The 18,874-nt window shown below is 41.9% G+C and carries 15 protein-coding genes and 1 tRNA gene; 13 read left to right on the top strand and 3 right to left on the bottom strand.

Going from position 1 to position 18,874, the window contains the following annotated elements:
• Window positions 1-25: 25 nt before the first annotated feature.
• The 11 genes from B9Y69_RS09650 to B9Y69_RS09700 all read left to right on the top strand — a co-directional run bounded on the left by B9Y69_RS09650 (window position 26) and on the right by B9Y69_RS09700 (window position 11,464).
• Entirely contained in the window at window positions 26-3,178 is a 3,153-nt protein-coding gene (locus tag B9Y69_RS09650) for an efflux RND transporter permease subunit (RefSeq protein WP_085472738.1), read from the top strand.
• A gap of 10 nt (window positions 3,179-3,188) precedes the next feature.
• Complete coding sequence (locus B9Y69_RS09655) at window positions 3,189-4,622, top strand: efflux transporter outer membrane subunit (protein ID WP_200811776.1); 1,434 nt, start codon at window positions 3,189-3,191, stop codon at window positions 4,620-4,622.
• 96 nt (window positions 4,623-4,718) lie between these two features.
• Window positions 4,719-4,982, top strand: a complete 264-nt coding sequence (locus B9Y69_RS09660; protein WP_085472739.1) for a hypothetical protein — start codon at window positions 4,719-4,721, stop codon at window positions 4,980-4,982.
• Between the two features lie 528 nt (window positions 4,983-5,510).
• Entirely contained in the window at window positions 5,511-5,789 is a 279-nt protein-coding gene (locus tag B9Y69_RS09665; protein ID WP_085472740.1) for a GNAT family N-acetyltransferase, read from the top strand.
• Window positions 5,790-5,840: 51 nt separating this feature from the next.
• On the top strand, window positions 5,841-6,584 hold the full coding sequence (gene kdsB / locus B9Y69_RS09670) for a 3-deoxy-manno-octulosonate cytidylyltransferase (RefSeq protein WP_085472741.1): 744 nt from the start codon (window positions 5,841-5,843) through the stop codon (window positions 6,582-6,584).
• 61 nt (window positions 6,585-6,645) lie between these two features.
• Window positions 6,646-7,305, top strand: coding sequence for an HAD family hydrolase (locus B9Y69_RS09675; protein ID WP_085472742.1), 660 nt, complete (start codon window positions 6,646-6,648; stop codon window positions 7,303-7,305).
• 9 nt (window positions 7,306-7,314) lie between these two features.
• Window positions 7,315-8,079 (top strand): sulfite exporter TauE/SafE family protein, encoded by a 765-nt coding sequence (locus B9Y69_RS09680; protein ID WP_085472743.1) that lies wholly within the window; start codon window positions 7,315-7,317, stop codon window positions 8,077-8,079.
• A 73-nt stretch (window positions 8,080-8,152) separates the two neighbouring features.
• Complete coding sequence (locus tag B9Y69_RS09685) at window positions 8,153-9,499, top strand: sigma-54-dependent transcriptional regulator (protein ID WP_085472744.1); 1,347 nt, start codon at window positions 8,153-8,155, stop codon at window positions 9,497-9,499.
• Between the two features lie 180 nt (window positions 9,500-9,679).
• Window positions 9,680-10,204, top strand: coding sequence for a YceI family protein (locus tag B9Y69_RS09690; protein ID WP_085472745.1), 525 nt, complete (start codon window positions 9,680-9,682; stop codon window positions 10,202-10,204).
• Between the two features lie 90 nt (window positions 10,205-10,294).
• Window positions 10,295-10,379, top strand: a tRNA-Ser gene (locus B9Y69_RS09695).
• A gap of 158 nt (window positions 10,380-10,537) precedes the next feature.
• Window positions 10,538-11,464: a DUF6268 family outer membrane beta-barrel protein gene (locus B9Y69_RS09700; RefSeq protein ID WP_085472746.1), complete on the top strand. Its 927-nt coding sequence runs from the start codon at window positions 10,538-10,540 to the stop codon at window positions 11,462-11,464.
• On the opposite strand, the gene B9Y69_RS09705 is transcribed toward B9Y69_RS09700, so the two are convergent.
• Window positions 11,461-12,258 (bottom strand): helix-turn-helix transcriptional regulator, encoded by a 798-nt coding sequence (locus tag B9Y69_RS09705; protein WP_085472747.1) that lies wholly within the window; start codon window positions 12,256-12,258, stop codon window positions 11,461-11,463. The two genes, B9Y69_RS09700 and B9Y69_RS09705, sit on opposite strands and share 4 nt — an antisense overlap.
• A gap of 80 nt (window positions 12,259-12,338) precedes the next feature.
• Here B9Y69_RS09705 and B9Y69_RS09710 point away from each other — a divergent pair, with 80 nt between their 5' ends.
• Together B9Y69_RS09710 and B9Y69_RS09715 are read left to right on the top strand one after the other, a co-directional pair.
• Window positions 12,339-13,481, top strand: a complete 1,143-nt coding sequence (locus B9Y69_RS09710) for an Atu1372/SO_1960 family protein (protein WP_085472748.1) — start codon at window positions 12,339-12,341, stop codon at window positions 13,479-13,481.
• Between the two features lie 8 nt (window positions 13,482-13,489).
• Window positions 13,490-14,674: an MFS transporter gene (locus B9Y69_RS09715; RefSeq protein ID WP_085472749.1), complete on the top strand. Its 1,185-nt coding sequence runs from the start codon at window positions 13,490-13,492 to the stop codon at window positions 14,672-14,674.
• 44 nt (window positions 14,675-14,718) lie between these two features.
• Here the strand turns inward: B9Y69_RS09715 and B9Y69_RS09720 are convergent, their stop codons facing one another.
• Together B9Y69_RS09720 and B9Y69_RS09725 are read right to left on the bottom strand one after the other, a co-directional pair.
• Window positions 14,719-17,208, bottom strand: coding sequence for a zinc-dependent metalloprotease (locus tag B9Y69_RS09720; protein ID WP_085472750.1), 2,490 nt, complete (start codon window positions 17,206-17,208; stop codon window positions 14,719-14,721).
• A 24-nt stretch (window positions 17,209-17,232) separates the two neighbouring features.
• Complete coding sequence (locus tag B9Y69_RS09725; protein ID WP_085472751.1) at window positions 17,233-18,867, bottom strand: RagB/SusD family nutrient uptake outer membrane protein; 1,635 nt, start codon at window positions 18,865-18,867, stop codon at window positions 17,233-17,235.
• Window positions 18,868-18,874: the final 7 nt, after the last annotated feature.

Below are 18,874 nucleotides of genomic sequence, written 5' to 3' on the forward strand. Positions count from 1 at the left end.
TAGCAAAAAATAAAGAACACTTTTCATGTTAAAGAATATTATAAAACGCCCCGTACTGGCGACGGTGATTTCCGTATTGCTGGTTATCCTCGGGGTGGTGGGTATGCTGAGCTTACCTATTACTAAATTTCCAGATATCGCGCCACCGACGGTTATGGTTACGGCAGTATATCCTGGTGCAAATGCCGAAACGATTGCTCGTTCGGTAGCCCCTCCGTTAGAAAATGCGATTAACGGTGTGGAGAATATGGATTATATTACCTCTACGGCGAGTAATGATGGTACGCTACAGATTACTGTAATTTTTAAGCTAGGGACAGATCCCGATCAAGCAGCCATCAACGTGCAAAATAGGGTTGCACAGGTAACCAATCAGATGCCTGCAGAGGTAATTCAGGCTGGTATTACAACGTTGAAACGCCAAAATAGTATGATCGCGATGGTAACGTTGACCAGTAAAGATGGATCTATGGATGACCTTTTTCTGGAAAACTACGGTAAAATCAATGTTGTCCCAGAGCTGAAACGTATCAAAGGTGTGGGGGATGCGATGGTTTATGGTAACAAGGATTATTCGATGCGGGTATGGTTGGATCCAAATAAGCTCAATTCGTATAACCTGACGCCAAACGATGTTGCGCGTGCAATTCAGTCCCAAAACTTAGAGGCAGCACCGGGACGTTTCGGAGAGATGACCACCGAGGTGAAGGAATATGTGATGCGTTATAAAGGTAAGTTCACCGAGCCGGAAGAATACGAAAATATTGTTGTCCGGGCACAGAGTGACGGGTCAGTTTTGCGTTTGAAAGATGTCGCTAAGGTTGAGTTTGCAGCCTACAGTTATAATGTTACTTCGCGCTATAATGAAAAACCTTCGGTTACGATGGCAATTTTTCAGATGAGTGGATCCAATGCTAATGAGGTTCAGATCGCTTTACAAGAGCGTATGAAGGAATTGGAAAAATCATTCCCGGGAACGATGGAGTATAAGATTCCATATGCGACGAAAGATTCCCTAGATCAATCCATCAGTCAGGTAATAACCACCCTGATTGAGGCATTTATTTTGGTATTCATTGTTGTATTTATCTTCTTACAAGATCTTCGATCGACCTTAATCCCGGCGATTGCGGTTCCGGTCTCTATTGTAGGTACGTTCTTCTTTATGAAGATTTTCGGATTCTCTATCAATATCTTGACGTTGTTCGCACTGGTTCTGGCGATCGGTATCGTGGTGGATGATGCGATTGTCGTTGTCGAAGCAGTACATGCCAAGATGGAGAAGAAGCGATTGAATGCACGCGCGGCAACCATGTCGGCGATGGGCGAGATATCTGGCGCGATTGTTTCCATCACGTTGGTGATGGCGGCGGTATTTGTTCCGGTAGCTTTTATGGATGGTTCTACGGGGTTGTTCTATCAACAGTTTGCCTTAACCTTGGCTATTGCGATTGTAATTTCCGCTGTTAACGCATTGACCTTAAGTCCGGCATTATGCGCAATCCTACTGAAGCAACATGATGCAGACGGACACGGACATAAAAAGCTAGGTTTTAAAGAACGTTTCTTTGCGGGCTTCAATGCTTCCTTTGATAAGTTAACGTTCCGTTACGGAAAGGCTATATTATTAATGTTGAAACGCAAGTGGATAGCTTTCTCTATTCTAGCCATTTTTGGTGGGTTATTCGCTTGGTATTCGATGACAACACCAAAGGGGTTTATTCCTGACGAGGATCAAGGTTTTATCATCGTTACCGTTAACTTGGCACCAGGTGCATCGAAGGACCGAACGGAAAAAGTTGTCGCTGATGTAGAAGGCATGTTGATGAAGAATCCGGCGGTGCATGAAATTATGTCTGTAGATGGGTTAAACCTGTTTAGTGGTTCAATGTCCTCTTCTGCGGCTTCGCTTTTCGTGAAGCTTAAGGATTCGAAAGATCGCGGCGAGGTGCGTGATATCAATGCTATTATTGGACAGGTGCAAGGTGCGCTGATGTCAGATAAACGCGCTAATTTCTTAGTTCTGAATACACCTACGGTAGATGGTTTTGGAAATACCAGTGGTATGGAATTGGTGTTACAAGATCGTAATAATGGTGATTTACAAAAATTAGGTCATATCTCTTATGGTATGATGGGCGCCTTAATGCAGCGTCCGGAAGTTGCACTTGCCTATACCACTTTTGATGCCTCTTATCCGCAATTTGAGGTGGTCGTTGATGAAGTAAAAGCAGCACAATTGGGTGTTACGGTAAGTGATGTCATGAATGTGATGCAAGGTTATTATGGAAGTATCCAGGCTTCTGATTTTAATAGATTTGGAAAGTATTACCGGGTATTGGTACAATCTTCACCGGATAAGAGAGGAGATGAAAAAACCTTACAAGGCGTCTTTGTGAAGAATGCGAGCCAAGAAATGGTACCCTTAAGTACGTTGGTTACCTTAAAGCCTATTACGGGACCCGAGGTGGTGGAGCGCTTTAACCTATTCAATGCTTCGAATTTAACGGTTATGCCAGCGCCTGGCTTCAGTACGGGGCAAGCAATGGCTGCAATTGAAGAGGTGAGTCAGCAGGTTCTTCCTCCGGGATACACCTACGATTATAAAGGAATGAGTCGAGAGGAAAGTCAAGCGACATCGCAAACGACGGTAATCTTTATTCTGTGTATTGTGTTTGTATACTTTTTGTTGTCGGCACAATATGAGAGTTATATTTTACCATTTGCAGTTTTACTCTCGATCCCTGCGGGTCTGTCGGGCGTATTTATGGGGATTGGTATGGCCGGTATTGCGAACAATATATATGTGCAGATTGCGATGGTCATGTTAATCGGTCTACTGGCTAAAAACGGTATCTTGATTATTGAGTTTGCGATACAGCGTCGACGTGCAGGAAAAAGCCTTATTGCAGCAGCAGTGGAGGGAGCTAAAGCACGTTTACGTCCAATTCTGATGACTTCGCTTGCTTTTATTACGGGTATCATTCCTTTGGTATTTGTGGTAGGTCCTTCTGCACTTGGAAACCACTCTATAGGCTATGCGGCTATTTTTGGTATGCTTGTCGGAACTATTTTAGGTGTTTTCCTGACCCCGATTTTGTTTGTCGTGTTCCAATATTTCCAAGAGCGTGTTAGTGGTAAAAAATTAGAAGATGCCGACTGGGAATATGAAAATTAGATTTGATACAATGATGTTTAAAAGAAATATAGGATATGCATTTGGCGGAGCGCTCTTAACCACGGTGTTATGGAGCTCCTGCGCCGTGCAACAACATAACCCAGCTGCTGATCTTGTTTTGCAGGATACATTCCGAAATGAAAATACAGCTTGGTTGCAAGACAGTAGTATCGCGAAAATCAGTTATGCTGATTTCTTTCAAGATCCTGTCTTGGTGCAGCTCATTGATCGCGCAATGTTGAATAATAATGATTTGCAGGTTGCGCTTAAGCAAATTGAATTTGCCGCACAAGGGTACACCCAAGCGAAGTGGCTTTATGCACCTGTGGTGAACGCCAATTTGGCCAACGTTACGGTTAACCGACCTTCGAGCAACAGTATGAACGGTATCATGGCGAGTGAGTTTATGGGCCAGAAATATACCATGGATTATACGTCTGTCGTAAACCTATCGTGGGAAGTTGATGTCTGGGGAAAAATCAAAGGACAGAAACAGGAGGCGCTGATGGACTTGTTGAAAACACAAGAAGCCAGTCGTGCGGTCAAGACACGTGTGGTTACGGAAGTGGTGCAGGGATACTACAATCTGTTGATGCTGGATAAGCAATTAGAGATTACGAGGGAAAACCTAATATTCGCTGATAGCACACTGGCTATTTTGGAGAAGCAGCAGGTGCTGGGGCTGATTAATTCGTTGGCTGTACAGCAACAGCAACTGACACGCGATCAGATTGCTAAAAATATTCCTGCCGTAGAGAGCGCCATCAGTATTCAAGAGAATGCGTTGAGCATTTTGGTGGGTGTGATGCCCGATCGGGTGGAACGAAAAGCTGGTTTAAATCAGGTATACGTTCCGCAAGGGTTAGCGACAGGTGTGCCTGCAGAACTTTTAAGTTATCGACCGGATGTACGGACGAGTGAATTGGATGTCCGTCGAAGTATGGCATCGATCCATGTCGCTAAAGTTAGTATGTATCCTGTGTTAAATATCACGGCACAAGGAGGATTGAACGCGCTGAAAGCCCACAATTGGTTTAACATACCAGGGTCTTTGTTTGGTGTTGCAGCAGGTGCCATAGCGCAACCAATCTTAAATGGACGTCAATTGAAGACACGTTATGAACAAGCCAAAATTGTTGCGGAACAAGCCGAAATCAATTTCAAGCAATCGGTGCTTAAAGCAGTAGGAGAGGTCTCTGATGCATTGGTGCAAATCCAAAAGCTCGACGAACAAGAGAAAATTTCGGATGGAATGGTTGCGCAATCCGGACGGTTGGTGGATAATGCACTGTTGTTATATAAGTATAATGATGCGACCTATTTAGAAGTTATTGTTGCACAAACCAACAAGCTTCAAGCGGAGCTGGACCTTGCGTCCGTCAAAGCGCAGAAGCTGCAGGCGATTACAATGCTGTATCGATCGCTGGGTGGTGGTTGGCAATAATGTTGCTGTGTTAATTTGGGTGCCTCCTTTGTTCCGTTTATGGACGGGAGGCATCTTTTTATCGTATTGATAAGATAAGTTAGTTAGAAAGTATGTATGGAAACAATAAATACATTAGTTGTTATCAACTTTAGTGCCGTTGGCTCAGAAGCATTGCACGAAGATAAAATCGCCCAGTATGATCGGTTTATTCTTATTGATCAAAATATTGATGTTTTGAACGATGTTGCACTTCTATTAGAAGCGCGTAAGAAATATGTCGTTATTTTGGATAAGTTAGAAGGATTGGTTCAATTGTTTAAAAGCTATGGAACCAAGAAGAGACATCATGTCGTTGTCGATTCTTACCCTCTTCAGTAAATTGTTTAAACCCAATCGTTGCGACCACAAGGCAACTGATTATAGTGAACCAATTGTATTAACTGAGATTATTTTTAATATTTTCCTATCTTTTTATTGATACAAACTTAATAAGAGAGTCGTATTTTGCTTCTGTTTATTTTTTGTAGGTCTTTCCTATTGCGATGAATATTTTTTGAGGTTTTACCTTGATCAGGAGCTATAAAACTTAAACAGTTTCTAAGTGTTAGTGGTTTATAGTAATATTTTTTTGTTATATTTATCGTGAAACGACGTAGATCAGTGATTTAACCTTGTTTTTGCACCTAAAAATTCCCTGGATATGTTGCAGAAACTTTTGTTTTTCTAGACAGTATCTACACTTCTTGTTGTTTTACTCTTATTGTTTTTTTGCTGTTTCAGGAAAATAGATTCTGAAATAGTACGTTTTATTAAGTAGCGTTTTTATCCAATATATAGACGCTATGACGTAGTGAAGAATGTAAATTACGTTCCCCAAGGGTAACGGATAAAGATAAACGAAGTACTATGGAAATAACACACATTAAAGAGAAGAAAAAGTGGCTCGCTTTAAATGATGAAGTACAGATTGGCGAATTGAACTATAACATTAACGGTGATATTCTGGTTATAGATCATACCGAAGTTGAGCCCCATTACCGAGGTAATAGTATCGCTGCTGATCTCGTGCAGGCTGCCGTAGACCACGCGAAGAAAGAACATCTGAAAATAGACCCCAAGTGTTCGTTTGCCGTCACATTTTTTGAACGTTTTCCGGAGTATAGTAATTTGTTGACTAAACGGTAGTTGAATCTATTTTTTAAAAAATAGGAACAAGTTAATTGCTATTTTTGTGCCATGAAAATTATAGGCATTATTCCGGCGCGTTATGCATCGACACGTTTTCCAGGTAAACCATTGGTCAATATCGGGGGGAAATCCATGATACAGCGTGTTTATGAACAGGTGAAAAGCTGTAAATCGTTAACGGAGGTTGTGGTCGCAACAGATGATACACGTATACAACAGCACGTAGAAGCTTTCGGGGGCAAGGTTGTGATGACCTCTTCGGATCACCCGTCAGGAACGGATCGATGTGCGGAGGTTATTCAATCCTATAATGATTATGATGTTGTAATCAACATTCAAGGTGATGAACCTTTTATCAATCCGGAGCAGATCGATATGTTGGCTATACTTTTTCAAGAAAGCGATACCGAAATAGGTACACTTGTTAAACGGATTGAAACGACGGCCGAGCTCTTTAATGAAAATTCGCCTAAAGTTGTTTTTAATTCGAAGAGACAGGCGCTTTATTTTTCGCGACAAACTATTCCTTTTCAACGAGGAGTGGCACGCGAAAACTGGTTGGATCATCAAGCATATTACAAACATATTGGAATCTACGGTTACCGACGCCATATTCTACAAGAGATTACGAATTTGAATGCTTCCGCTTTTGAGAAATCTGAATCACTGGAGCAACTCCGTTGGTTAGAAAATGGATATATTATTAAAGTGGCGGAAAGTATGTTTGAAACTGTTGCTGTGGATACTCCGGAGGATTTGGAGCAGATCCAGCGTATCTATTTTAAGCATTAAGCGAGGAATTATTCGCTGTTAAAGTAACTTAGTAAAACTATTTGTTTTGTACCTTTGCTGCATGAACAAATACGCCGTTATTTTTGATATGGATGGGGTAATCTGTCACACGAACCCATATCACGCCAAGGCATTCGAAGCTTTTTTTGATAAATATAAAATCGACTATACCGAGAAAGATTTTGAAGAACACATGTATGGCAAGCATAACAGCCATATTATGACTTATTTTTTCAAAAGACCTATACATGGGGAGGAGCTCCTTGCATTGGAAAATGAGAAGGAAGCACTTTTTAGGACAATTTATAAGGACGCTGTTGAAACTATTCCGTACTACAAAACCTTCTTAAAGGATTTGAAGGAAAATGATTTTCATACAGCGGTAGCTACTTCTGCGCCCCAGGCTAATATGGATTTAATTCTCGATCAATTGGATATTAGATCGCAGATGGAATCTCTTTTAGCTAGTGAAAATGTGAACTTGCATAAGCCTCACCCCGAAGTTTACCTGAAGTCTGCATCTAATCTAGGAGTTGATCCAGCACAATGCTTGGTTTTTGAAGATTCATTTTCTGGTGTTACGGCGGGATTAAATGCCGGTATGAAAGTGGTCGGTGTGTTAAGCTCACATACCAAAGCGCAGTTGCCTCCCTGTTCTTTTTATATTGATGATTACAGTCAAGTTGATGCAGAAAAGGTGCGTCAGCTTATTCGATCTTAACGTGCACTGATGCAAGAAGCGCTACAGCTGATCTCGTCCCCACAGGGTTGGGTTCTTTATTTTACTTGTGCCGTCTTGATTGGTATGTCGAAGACTGGAATTCAAAATATAGGGACATTAACTGTACCGCTTTTTGCCTTACTTTTTGGTGCGAAGTACTCGACCGGTATTGTCTTGATTCTTCTGTGTTTTGCGGACCTCACAGCGGTCCTGTACTACCGAAAAGCTTTTCTATGGAGCGAGGTCAAAAAGCTTCTTCCTCTGGCGGTAGTGGGGCTTATTGTAGGATTACTTCTAGGAAATGTAATAGACGATACCGCGTTTAAAATCACGATGGGCATCAGCATTATAGCAGGTATTATTGTTATGCTTTGGTTAGAACGTCTATCGGTCGAGAAGCAAAATTTAATTGTAGAAAATAAGTGGTATGCACCTTTCTTTGGGTTCATCCTTGGTTTCTCCACCATGATTGGTAATGCAGCCGGACCTGCCTTATCGGTTTATATGCTCTCTAAAAAGCTAGATAAAATAACCTTTGCTGCGACCTCCGCTTGGTTTATCATGATTCTCAATTTTACAAAAGTACCGCTCCAAGCTTTTGTGTGGCACAACCTTAGCTGGTCAGGCTTCTACTTGAACCTCATGGCTGTACCTTTTATTCTTCTAGGTGGTTTTATCGGTATAAAGATTGTCAAGGTTATTCCTGAAAAAACATTCCGTTACCTGATCATGACCCTGGTAACTATTTCTGCCATTTTACTTATCGTCCTGTAGCCTGAAGGGATGCGGTATCTCGCATAAAATTCCCTACTTTAGATTATTGTATTACATGTTAAAATAGGGAAGGGTGAACAAGATTCTTATTATTGACGACGAGGAAAAGTTACGCAGCCTCCTGGTACGTATTATTAAGTTGGAGGACGCTGCTTTTGACGTCTGGGAAGCGGGAACCATCAAGAAAGCCATGCAGCTTCTGGAGCAGCATGATTTCGATGTAATCGTCTCGGATGTCAAATTACCGGATGGTAATGGTATTGATATCATTCCCGAAATTCAAAAGCGACAACAAATTGCCGAAACCATCTTAATGACTGCCTATGGCAATATCGCGGATGGTGTCCAGGCAATGAAAAATGGTGCTTTCGACTATATCACAAAAGGTGATGATAATAATAAGTTGTTGCCTCTTATTTATAAAGCAATTGATAAAGCTCAACTGAAACGTCGGGTAAAACAATTGGAGCTTCAGGTGGGTAAGCAATATAGTTTTGATCAGATCGTCGGTACGTCTCCGGTGTTGTTGGAGGCTATTGATTTGGGGCGTAAGGTGGCTTCTACAGACACGACGGTTATGCTGCTTGGTGAAACCGGAACGGGGAAAGAGGTTTTTGCACAAGCCATACATGCGGAGAGCTTACGTCGCGAGCGTGCATTTGTAGCCTTAAATTGTGCCGCCTTTGGACGTGAAATTTTAGAATCAGAACTTTTTGGACACCGTGCCGGCTCCTTCACGGGGGCGATGAAGGATAAAAAAGGATTGCTAGAAGAAGCACATCGGGGTACCGTTTTTCTGGATGAGATCGGGGAAATGGCTTTGGATCTACAGGCTAAATTGTTGCGCGTTCTGGAAACAGGAGAGTTTCTTAAAATTGGAGACACCCAGCCTACAAAAGTTGATGTACGGATTATATCCGCGACGAACCGCAATTTAGAAACTGAAGTTTCAATTGGACACTTTCGCGCCGACCTCTATTATCGCTTGTCGGTTTTTGAAATCTCGCTTCCACCGTTGCGAGATCGTCGGACAGATATTCCTCTTTTGGCAAAGTTCTTTGCACAACAAGATGCATCACGTTTGGGTAAAAAGGAGATTAATTTCAGCCCAGCATACCTTCAAATATTACAGGATAATCCCTGGAAAGGAAATATCCGCGAACTCAGAAATACCATTGAGCGGAGCATGATTATTACCAACGGATCATTGCTTGACGTAGATAGCTTGCCTTTTGATATGCGGCGACGTAGCGCCGAAATTATCGATACCGGAGGGGCAGATTATGCCATGACAACTATGGAACGGGAACATATTCAGCAGGTATTGAAACATACCGGCGGTAATAAAGCCGAGGCGGCTCGATTGTTGGGAATAGGCGTAGCAACACTGTATCGAAAGATTGATGAATATAAATTATAACCTCTAGCTGGGGCTGCTTTTATTACTATTTATTTTTATTGGTTAGACAAACTTTTTTGGTATACATATTGTTTTCTTAAAGTCGTGCGAAAGTAAATTAAAGTTTCGTACTTCCTTATAATTATGTAATTACAAGTTTTACTTGTATATTTATGTTATAACATTTAATTAAGAAAAGTAATGGCAAAATGGAGTTTAGACAAAGCACACAGCGAGCTTGAATTTCGTGTGAAGCACATGATGATTTCGAACGTTAAAGGACTGTTTGAAGACTTTGATGTGGAGGTTACCGGTAATCCGGATGACATTTCAAGTTTACATGTTGATGTTAGTATTGGAGTAGATTCAATTACAACGAAGAACGAGCAGCGCGATCAGCACTTACGTAGTGAAGATTTCTTCCACGGTGAGAAGCACCCGAAAATTACCTTTAAATCCACACACATCGCAGCGGCAGGGAAGGATAAGTTTCATATTACAGGTGATCTTACGATTAAGGGGATCACGAAGTCCATTGTTGTTGATGTAGAGAATGGTGGAACAGCACAAGACCCTTGGGGAAATAAAAAGATCGGTTTTACGGTATCTGGTAAATTGAAAAGAGAAGATTTCGGACTGACTTGGAACACGGCGTTGGAGACTGGTGGGGTTATGGTAAGTAGTGAGGTGAAATTTGAAGGAGATATTCAATTTGCATTGTCTTAAAAATCAGTTTAATAGCAATTAGGCTGTGTTTTTTTGCAAGAAAAGTGAAATAAAATTTTGTACAAAAGGGAAAATTTGTACTTTTGTCGCGGAGAGTTGGCAGAGTGGTCGAATGCGGCAGTCTTGAAAACTGTTGACTGTCACAGGTCCGGGGGTTCGAATCCCTCACTCTCCGCAGAAAAATCCTTCATCGAAAGATGAGGGATTTTTTGCGTTTGAGAGGGATGAGTACCCCCGGGTTCGATCCTTACCTTACCCTCTCTAGTATCAAAATACCAACAGCATACCAAGGGTATCTACCATGTTAGTTGTCATAACTAAAACACAAATCAAATGATTGAGAATTTTAGTAGGAAGAAACTATCGTTGTTGCTGATTATGGCCCTTAGTTATACTATTAGCCCTGCCCAGGTCAGTGTCGAATTAAAGAGCGAATACATTGGAAAATCCAGCTATCGGTTTATGGAAAACGAAAAAAGCGAAAAAGTCGGAGACAGCAAGGGGGGCGCACTCATTCATCAAGGCAGTATCAACATACCTCTATCCTTTAAGCTCAATGAAAAGAAGCGTCCCACCATGTGGGCATTAAGTGTTGCTGGCGCTTATGCTAAACTAGACAACGAAAACTTTACCGAGCCATTAGTTGTGGATGAAATCGTAAACGCAGGCATCAACCTAAACCACTTAAGACCATTGAACGATCGCTGGTCTATGTTGGCAAGTATAGGAGGCGGGATCTATATGCCGAGCACCAAAATTTCGGATATCACCTTAAACAATACCCTAGGTAATGCCGGTATAGTTTTCATCCGGCATCTAAAGCCCAATCTAGACCTTGGCGGCGGAGTTGCATTTAACAATTCATTTGGTACGCCGATGCTTTTTCCTGCGTTTTACTTAAACTGGAGAACCGAAGGAAAGTATAGCGTAAACATAGCGCTGATGAATGGACTCGCTGTATCGGCAGGTTACGACGTTGGCAAAAGCTTGCGCATAAGTGTAATAGGAGAGATGAACGGACAAGTCGCCCTTTTAGAGCAAGACGGAGAAGGCAAGATGTTTTCACATATGTACATGATCGGTGGCTTACGTCCCGAGATTAAGATTGGTAAAAAGCTCTCGATCCCCCTTACAGGAGGGATAAGTGCTTGGCGACCTGCACAAATGAACGATCGTACATTAAAAAGTATATTTAAGGAACAGAATTATTATTTCCAATCAGCTATCTACGCTTCCGCAGGTTTAAAAATGAAGTTCTAAGAAAGGTTCTTCTTTAGCCTCGGTTTTGTTTTCATGATTGCAAAGTATGATGCCGTAAATGCGGATAAGCTTTTGTATCCGACCTTAAAAGCGATCTCACTCAGTGTATATTGATTGGTATCGAGGTAGGCTATACTTTTAAGAATGCGTATCAGCTGCATGTATTTTTGAATGGTGATACCCGTTTCTTGTTTAAAGGTTCGCTGCAAGTTACGTACAGACATTTTAGCAACGTCAGCTAGATTCTCCATATCGAGATGATACGGATAATTTATATTAATTGTATTACATACCGGGATCAGACGACTATCGGTCGGAATAGGAATCTGTAACGCGTTATTTTCATTACAAAAAGAAGGTAAACTGGTTAGCATCGCCTGCAAAAAAATATCCTTCTCTTCTTCGTCGTGCAATCTTTTGTTCCACTTTGAGGCATACAAGAGCATTTCTTTCAGGACTTTCGGTGCCGGAAATAGATGAACCTGCTTAAAAAAGTCATGATCCGGTACCGATTGAAAAAGAATAAGCATCAGATTTACCGTCTTCGCCTCCGTACTGGTTCGGTGTGGTTCACCCGAGGGAATCCAGATAACGTGATTTTGTGGTGCCAGATAGATTTTTTTACCGATATGGAAATATTGATACCCTTCTTCCACATACGTTAATTGATAACGTCGGTGAACATGCTCATTAGCCTCATGCTGCCAGTCTTCTTCATACCAAACGTAGGCATCAGCCGATAGGCCGTCCACATAACATCCTTCCCTTACCTCTGTTAATCCACATCTATTCATGGCGTTTTAAATGTTGTTTTTGGCAAAGTTAATAAAAACGACAGTATTAATTTTGTAATCAGATTTAAAACACAATATAGATGAAACAAATGTTTATGCTCTTAGTGAGTTTACACTTAGCACTTATGACTATGGCACAAGAAAATAAACCGACCGTTTTGGTTCTTATTCACTCCGATAATGGAGGCACTTATGAATTGGCAAAGGAAGTTGCTAAAGGGATTGAGGCAGAACAAGGGGCGGTAGCGATAATTAAGCAAGTGAAAGCATCGGATAATCCGAAACTACGTAGTATACCCCTTGTTACGGTGGATGAATTGGATACTTATGACGGTATTGCTTTTGGTTCACCGGTATATTTTGGAAATATCAGTACGGCTATGAGTGATTTTCTTTCTAAAACGGTGGATCTATGGACAAATCATCGGTTAGAGGGAATGCCAGCTATGGTCTTTATGTCCGCGGGTAGCGGTGCAGGCAACGAGCTGGCTGTGCAAGCCTTCTGGAATACGCTTGCGGTACATGGAATGATTTTAGTTTCCAATGGTATTCGGGGGGCAGAACAGATTGATCGCGATATCCCGCAAGGAAATACGGTTTTGGGAACAACGAGTTTAGCCTCTCATAAAGGCGTTGAAAGACCAAGTCCAAGCGAGCGTTTAGTGGCGGAGATGCAAGGTCGTAATTTTTCGAAGGTTGCGGCGGCGATGAAAGGCGTACGTACGGTAACAACAAAGAAGACATCTGAAGGAAATCAACAGCAGATGGATATCAACGCCATATTGCAGAAAAAAAATATTGTACTACCAGAACTACCAAAGGCTGTCGGAAATTATGAGCTTTTTTCGCGATCAGGGAACTTAATTTTTATCAATCAGGTTGCGTTGAAGGATGGCAAGATTTTCAATGCAGGTAAGCTGGGTATTGATGTGAGTGAGGAACAAGTTAAGGAAGCGACGCGGGTAACGATGCTGAATGTACTGGCCATATTAAGGGACGCATTAGGAGGAGATCTAAATCGAGTTGAAAAATGTGTACAGCTAATTGGCGCTTTCAATACATTAGAAACGTATACACAGCATGCTGCGCTGATGAATGCTGCTTCCGACCTTACGGTTGATATTTTTGGAGAAAATGGGAAACATACACGTAACACATCGGGGGCTGCATCTTTACCATTAGGTTCTTCTGTTTCCATACAAGCTATTTTCGAGGTTCAATAAACTTTGCTATGATACATAAAAAATCAGGGATATCTGTTTTGGGTATCCTGGTCATTATTATGGTTGCGGGCAATCTGCGTGCACCAATAACCGCGGTAGGACCTATTTTAAGCGAAATAAAAACGGTATTGAGTTTGAATACCTCGGAGGCAAGTCTCTTGACATCCATACCACTTGCTGTGTTCGCTTTTTGTTCTATCATGATCAGCCGCATTGCTGGAAAAGGAAATATAAGACATAGTTTAATCTACACCTGTGTCGCACTTGTTTTAGGATTAGCTATGCGGGTATATGGAAATGTAACGATGTTATATATCGGCTCTATTGTTATGGGGTTAGGGATATGCATCGGTAATGTGACCACGCCTGCTTATATCAAACAGGCCTTTCCGAATCATATCGGTCTGATGACCGGAATATTTTCTGTTTCGATGAATTTGATTGCCGCAATGGCCTCGGGTTTAAGCTTGTCCATCGGACAATGGACCGGGCTAGGTTGGAAAGGATCACTTGGGGTATGGACTTTCTGGTCTGTTTTAGCACTCTTAGTCGTGCTGCTTGATTCTTTTATGGCCTCACCGGTACAGCGAGCGACACGCACGAAGCGGGTTGATTCCATCCGTATTTTTAGATCGAACCAGGCATGGAATATTAGCTTTTTTATGGGGGGGCAATCGCTGGTATACTATTGTTTGGTTGCACTTTTACCGGTTGTTTTGGTGGACTATGGCATGCCGAAAGAGGAGACGGGGATGGTCTTGTTTACCATCCAAATGGCCATGCTCCCTGTTATGTTTATTGCGCCTGTTATTGCCTCAAAAATGAAAGATCAAAAGGTGCTTATTTATGCCGTAGGTATCTTGATGTTCTCCGGAGTAGGTATGCTTATTCTATGTAAGCGTACATTTATTTATATTACCGCTATTCTGATGGGAGGTGCCAGCGGATTGGCATTTAGTCTTGCCATTCTTTTTTTCTCCTTGAAAAGTAAGACGATGGAGGGAACCATTAAAATATCCGGGATGGCACAGTCGGTCGGGTACTTGATCGCCGCAATTGGACCGCCTATATTTGGCTTGCTGTATGAACGAGATCCTTCGTGGCAAAGCTCTTTTTATTTCCTATTGGTAACCATCACCCTAATGGTTTATTTTGGTGCAAAAGCAGCCAGGCAACGTTTTATTGAAGATTAATCACATAAAAAAGGTGGATAGCTGCTGCTACCCACCTTTTTATTTTATTTGTTTATCTTTTTAATCTGTGTGATTCGATTTAAAAGATCATTGTAGTGTTCTTGTTCAAAATTGCTTGCACGTTTGGCTGCCTTTGCGATTCTTTTTTCAACTTGGTTTAGCGCACTATGCATAATAATACGCATGTCGGAAAGATTCGGGTTATATGGCGTTAATCCACTAGCCGCATAGATGGTTTCCTGTACAGGTTTATCTAACTTTAAGAGGACGCCTAAACGATCTACGTACGCCCGTTGTAAGCCTCTGCTGAATACATCATTGACCGGGCTATTAAATATCTGCGCTTCGAGATCGTTCAGAAGATCTGTTACTTTATACGCCTTGTTGCCGTTTTTAAACTCATCATCCAACATGCGGGCAAAGCCATATGTTTCTAAAAGTGATGTTAAAACTTGATTTTGCATTTCAACCACTTTGTTGACCATAATACCATAGTCTACACGTGACATCAGGGTACTATCCAATAACCAGGTCGGTGTCTGGAAAACCTGACGATTGATAAAGGCAACGGCCGCTTGTTGCTTATCTTTGGGAACGTAATTGAAAACGGCACCTTTCTCGCCCATAGTTTTTACATCCTCTGTCATCGCTCCAATATTTGCGACAACATGATTTACATAGCGACGATATTGGCGCATTACCTCAAGGTATAACTCTTTCGTACTGCTTAGATTATCGTCCTTATCGAAAGTCCATTTCTCCAGGTTAGGGAGAATATATTTCAGGTTAGCTATCCCATAGTCACTCGCTTTCACGGCATCATTCCCTAAATCTTCACTTTGTGCGCGCGGATCCATAGAACCTTGCTTACCGTAATAGTACACCGGATTTTTGATTTTCTCTTGAATGTGTCTTTCCCACCACGAGGCATCTTGTTCTGGGCTTAGGTGCGGCATGTAACGGTACCCAAAATCAATAGCGTAACGGTCATACTCCCCAATTTTAGGGTAGATATTCTTAATTCCATCGCCCGGTTGTGCTACGTAGTTAAAACGAGCATAGTCCATAATGGACGGTGCTGTACCATATTTCTCCGTGAATGCCGGTGAACGCAACGAATCCACATCATACGCACTGCTTGATCCAAAATTATGTAATAAACCTAATGTGTGACCAACCTCATGTGACGATACAAAACGAATCAATTGGCCCATCTGCTCATCGCTTAATTTTGCACCTCGGGCACCCTCATGGATAGCTGCTGTTTGTACAAAAAACCAATTACGTAGGAGAGACATCACATTGTGGTACCAACCGATATGGCTTTCAATAATTTCGCCTGACCGAGGATCTGAAATTCGCGGACCATACGCATTCTCTGTTTCAGATGCGAAGTAGCGGATCACAGAATAGCGTGCATCTTCGGTACTAAATTCAGGGTCTTCTTGTGGGGAAGGAGCTTCTTTACCGACGATAGCATTTTTAAAGCCAGCAGCCTCGAAAGCCGTATTCCAGTCGTTCACACCCTCAATTAAGTAGGGAACCCATTTTTTTGGTGTGGCCGGATCAATGTAATAAACAATTTGCTTTTTCGGAGTTACCAGTTCGCCGCGTGCATAGGCTTCCGCATCGGAAGGCTCAAGTCTCCACCGTTGAATAAATGCTTTTGCCGTAACTTTTTGATCGTTGGCTCCGAAATCCATTTTACGATTTGCAAAATAACCGATACGCTGGTTGTCGTAACGAGGTTGCATTGCTGTTTTTGGCAATAAGACCATCGATGTATTTAAGCCAAAGGTCATCGCCCCAACAGTTTTATCTGCCGGCAGGTCTGGTGATTTGAAAGTTTTTACCGTTCTTACCTCTATATTCGTTGGAAACGCTTTGATGGTATCGATATAAGAACGGGCGGCATCAATGCCAGCTAACTTATAGGTTTTCTTTAGATTCTCAGGCATTTGCATCCCTGGAATCTCGCCGTTATAAAAGTCGGTTACATCAATGAGGTAATTTTTTCCACCTTCATTAAAAGCTTTGATTTCAAATGCTGCTAGAATTGGCATCGCATTAGAGTTGGCAAGAGCTTGGTGAATATCACTGTTGCCAGAAGCCATGTACGCATAACTTGGTACACGTAGAAAGATGGTGTTCTGGTGTCGCTGCCATTGCCAAAGCTGATCGTTAATCATTTCTCCGCCATACTGTGATCTGTATTCTTTAAGACCAACAGGGGTTTGGGTAAAACGGGTAACGACCAACATATCACGGTGAAGTAAACTGTCCGGAATTTCCATGTAATATTTGTCGGCTACATGGTAGGTGTTAAAAAGACCTTTTGACTTGATCGCGGTATTGTCGATCAGGTCTTCAAACTTTTTAATCTTTTCCTTTTTTGTCTTTTCCGTATCCTTTTTAGTTTCCTCTGTTTTTTCGGATACTTTTACCAGTCCGGACCATTTGCCTTGCGCATGGCTTGCTCCCATGGAGAGAGCAAGCGCAGCAAGGGTGAACGTAATTTTATTTAAATGTTTCATTTTTAATTTTAGGACGAATAATAATTACCAACCCGGATTTTGTGGGTTTAGATTCGTGTTGACGCCAAGTTCAACTAATGGGATAGGCATCCAGTAGTTTTTAGTGGTAAAGACACGTGTGCCGGCTGATTTTGGTGCGTATTTAAAGCTACCATCGTTATTTTTGGTGATGGTAACGCCTGATACCGATTTGTTAAGCATCGTTTCTGCGGCTTTCCAACGACGTAGATCCTGATACCTGATATTGTCTTCAAAGGCAAGTTCAATACGGCGTTCGTTACGAATTTTGACGCGCATTTGTTCCTGATTAAGATCTTTTGCAAGCTCCGGCATATTGACACGTTTGCGGATAGCATTTACAGCCTCGTAAACAGCTTGTGTAGGACCTGTTGCTTCGTTTTGTGCCTCTGCGAAATTTAACAGAACCTCGGCATAACGCATAATGACCCAATTGGTACTACTACCTGCCGACGCATCTTTGTTATAATCGAATTTTTCATCAATAAATTTACGGATGTAGTAACCGGTAGGTGTAGGGTTTGTACGAGGCATATCAAGGCCACCCGTAAATGTTTCAATTTTACGATCTTTAAACAAGCTTTCATTGTGTAATATCGCTTTATCAAAACGAGGATCACGACCGATGTAAGGTTTTGCTTTATCGTAGCCTGAACCTTGTTCCGTAATAGCTTTTCCATTGGCCATCTCGTAGGCGTCTACTAGATCTTGGGTCGGGCAGTTGATTCCTTTTCCACCAAATCCAGTCGAGCTATTGTTTTTATCAAAAGCGTGTTGTCTTTCTCCTTTCAAGCCATTATATCTGGACTCGAGTATAACTTCAGGACGTGTCATGATGTTTTTAGTCAAAAAGACATTGGTGTATTCTTTTTGAAGATCATAAGCTTGCCCACTTATTACACGCGATGCTGCATCTGCAGCCTTCTGCCAGCGCTGTTGGCTATTGTCCTCATTATTCAGTGGACTGGCATCCCAGATTAATACCCGTGTTAAGAAAGCTAAGGCAGCATCTTTGGTGATGCGTCCCCATTCTTCCTTACTGTATGTACTAGGAAGCTCCGTTGCTGCTTTTTCGAGTTCAGCTGCGATAAAAGCCATGCCGTCTTCATGACTTACCTTCAACGGCTTGTCTTCAGCCTCTTCTATGGGCTGCAAACGCGTAATAAGCGGTACGTCTTTAAAGTTAGAGAATAACTGAAAGTAGATAAAGGCACGGAAGAACCTAGCCTGTCCCAATAACGTTTTGCGATCGGTATCGTTCAATACGTTGGTTTGCTCTACACGTCCAATAAAGTAATTTACCTTACGTATCTGTGCGTACGCGTCTTTCCAAAGGTTACGCTCTGGGAAGGTCGTGTTAAAGAAATCACCACTGAGGTAACCAATCAACTTACGTTCTTCTGAACCGATCAATTGGAGGTCATCAGTGATGGCTCCGGGCAGGTATGTATTGGTAAACCCTGTGTTTAAGAATGTGTAAAATTCATTGATGGATAATTTGATTAAGGCAGGGTCTTGCCATACGGTTTCTTCAGAAACCAAATTTAACGGTTTACGGTCGAGAAAATCTTTTTGACAAGAGGTCATGGTGGTGAGGCCTGCCAAGAAGAGTATTCGAGCTATATTGTTTATTCTTTTCATTAGACAA

It is taken from the genome of Sphingobacterium psychroaquaticum (assembly GCF_900177625.1).
Taxonomy (GTDB): domain Bacteria; phylum Bacteroidota; class Bacteroidia; order Sphingobacteriales; family Sphingobacteriaceae; genus Sphingobacterium; species Sphingobacterium psychroaquaticum.

What these genes read in the sequence shown, in the direction of transcription:
- B9Y69_RS09650 (WP_085472738.1), top strand. Translation starts at nt 26, where the DNA reads ATGTTAAAGAATATTATAAAACGCCCCGTACTGGCGACGGTGATTTCC.
- B9Y69_RS09655 (WP_200811776.1), top strand. Translation starts at nt 3,189, where the DNA reads ATGATGTTTAAAAGAAATATAGGATATGCATTTGGCGGAGCGCTCTTA.
- B9Y69_RS09660 (WP_085472739.1), top strand. Translation starts at nt 4,719, where the DNA reads ATGGAAACAATAAATACATTAGTTGTTATCAACTTTAGTGCCGTTGGC.
- B9Y69_RS09665 (WP_085472740.1), top strand. Translation starts at nt 5,511, where the DNA reads ATGGAAATAACACACATTAAAGAGAAGAAAAAGTGGCTCGCTTTAAAT.
- kdsB (WP_085472741.1), top strand. Translation starts at nt 5,841, where the DNA reads ATGAAAATTATAGGCATTATTCCGGCGCGTTATGCATCGACACGTTTT.
- B9Y69_RS09675 (WP_085472742.1), top strand. Translation starts at nt 6,646, where the DNA reads ATGAACAAATACGCCGTTATTTTTGATATGGATGGGGTAATCTGTCAC.
- B9Y69_RS09680 (WP_085472743.1), top strand. Translation starts at nt 7,315, where the DNA reads ATGCAAGAAGCGCTACAGCTGATCTCGTCCCCACAGGGTTGGGTTCTT.
- B9Y69_RS09690 (WP_085472745.1), top strand. Translation starts at nt 9,680, where the DNA reads ATGGCAAAATGGAGTTTAGACAAAGCACACAGCGAGCTTGAATTTCGT.
- B9Y69_RS09700 (WP_085472746.1), top strand. Translation starts at nt 10,538, where the DNA reads ATGATTGAGAATTTTAGTAGGAAGAAACTATCGTTGTTGCTGATTATG.
- B9Y69_RS09705 (WP_085472747.1), bottom strand. Translation starts at nt 12,258, where the DNA reads ATGAATAGATGTGGATTAACAGAGGTAAGGGAAGGATGTTATGTGGAC.
- B9Y69_RS09710 (WP_085472748.1), top strand. Translation starts at nt 12,339, where the DNA reads ATGAAACAAATGTTTATGCTCTTAGTGAGTTTACACTTAGCACTTATG.
- B9Y69_RS09715 (WP_085472749.1), top strand. Translation starts at nt 13,490, where the DNA reads ATGATACATAAAAAATCAGGGATATCTGTTTTGGGTATCCTGGTCATT.
- B9Y69_RS09720 (WP_085472750.1), bottom strand. Translation starts at nt 17,208, where the DNA reads ATGAAACATTTAAATAAAATTACGTTCACCCTTGCTGCGCTTGCTCTC.
- B9Y69_RS09725 (WP_085472751.1), bottom strand. Translation starts at nt 18,867, where the DNA reads ATGAAAAGAATAAACAATATAGCTCGAATACTCTTCTTGGCAGGCCTC.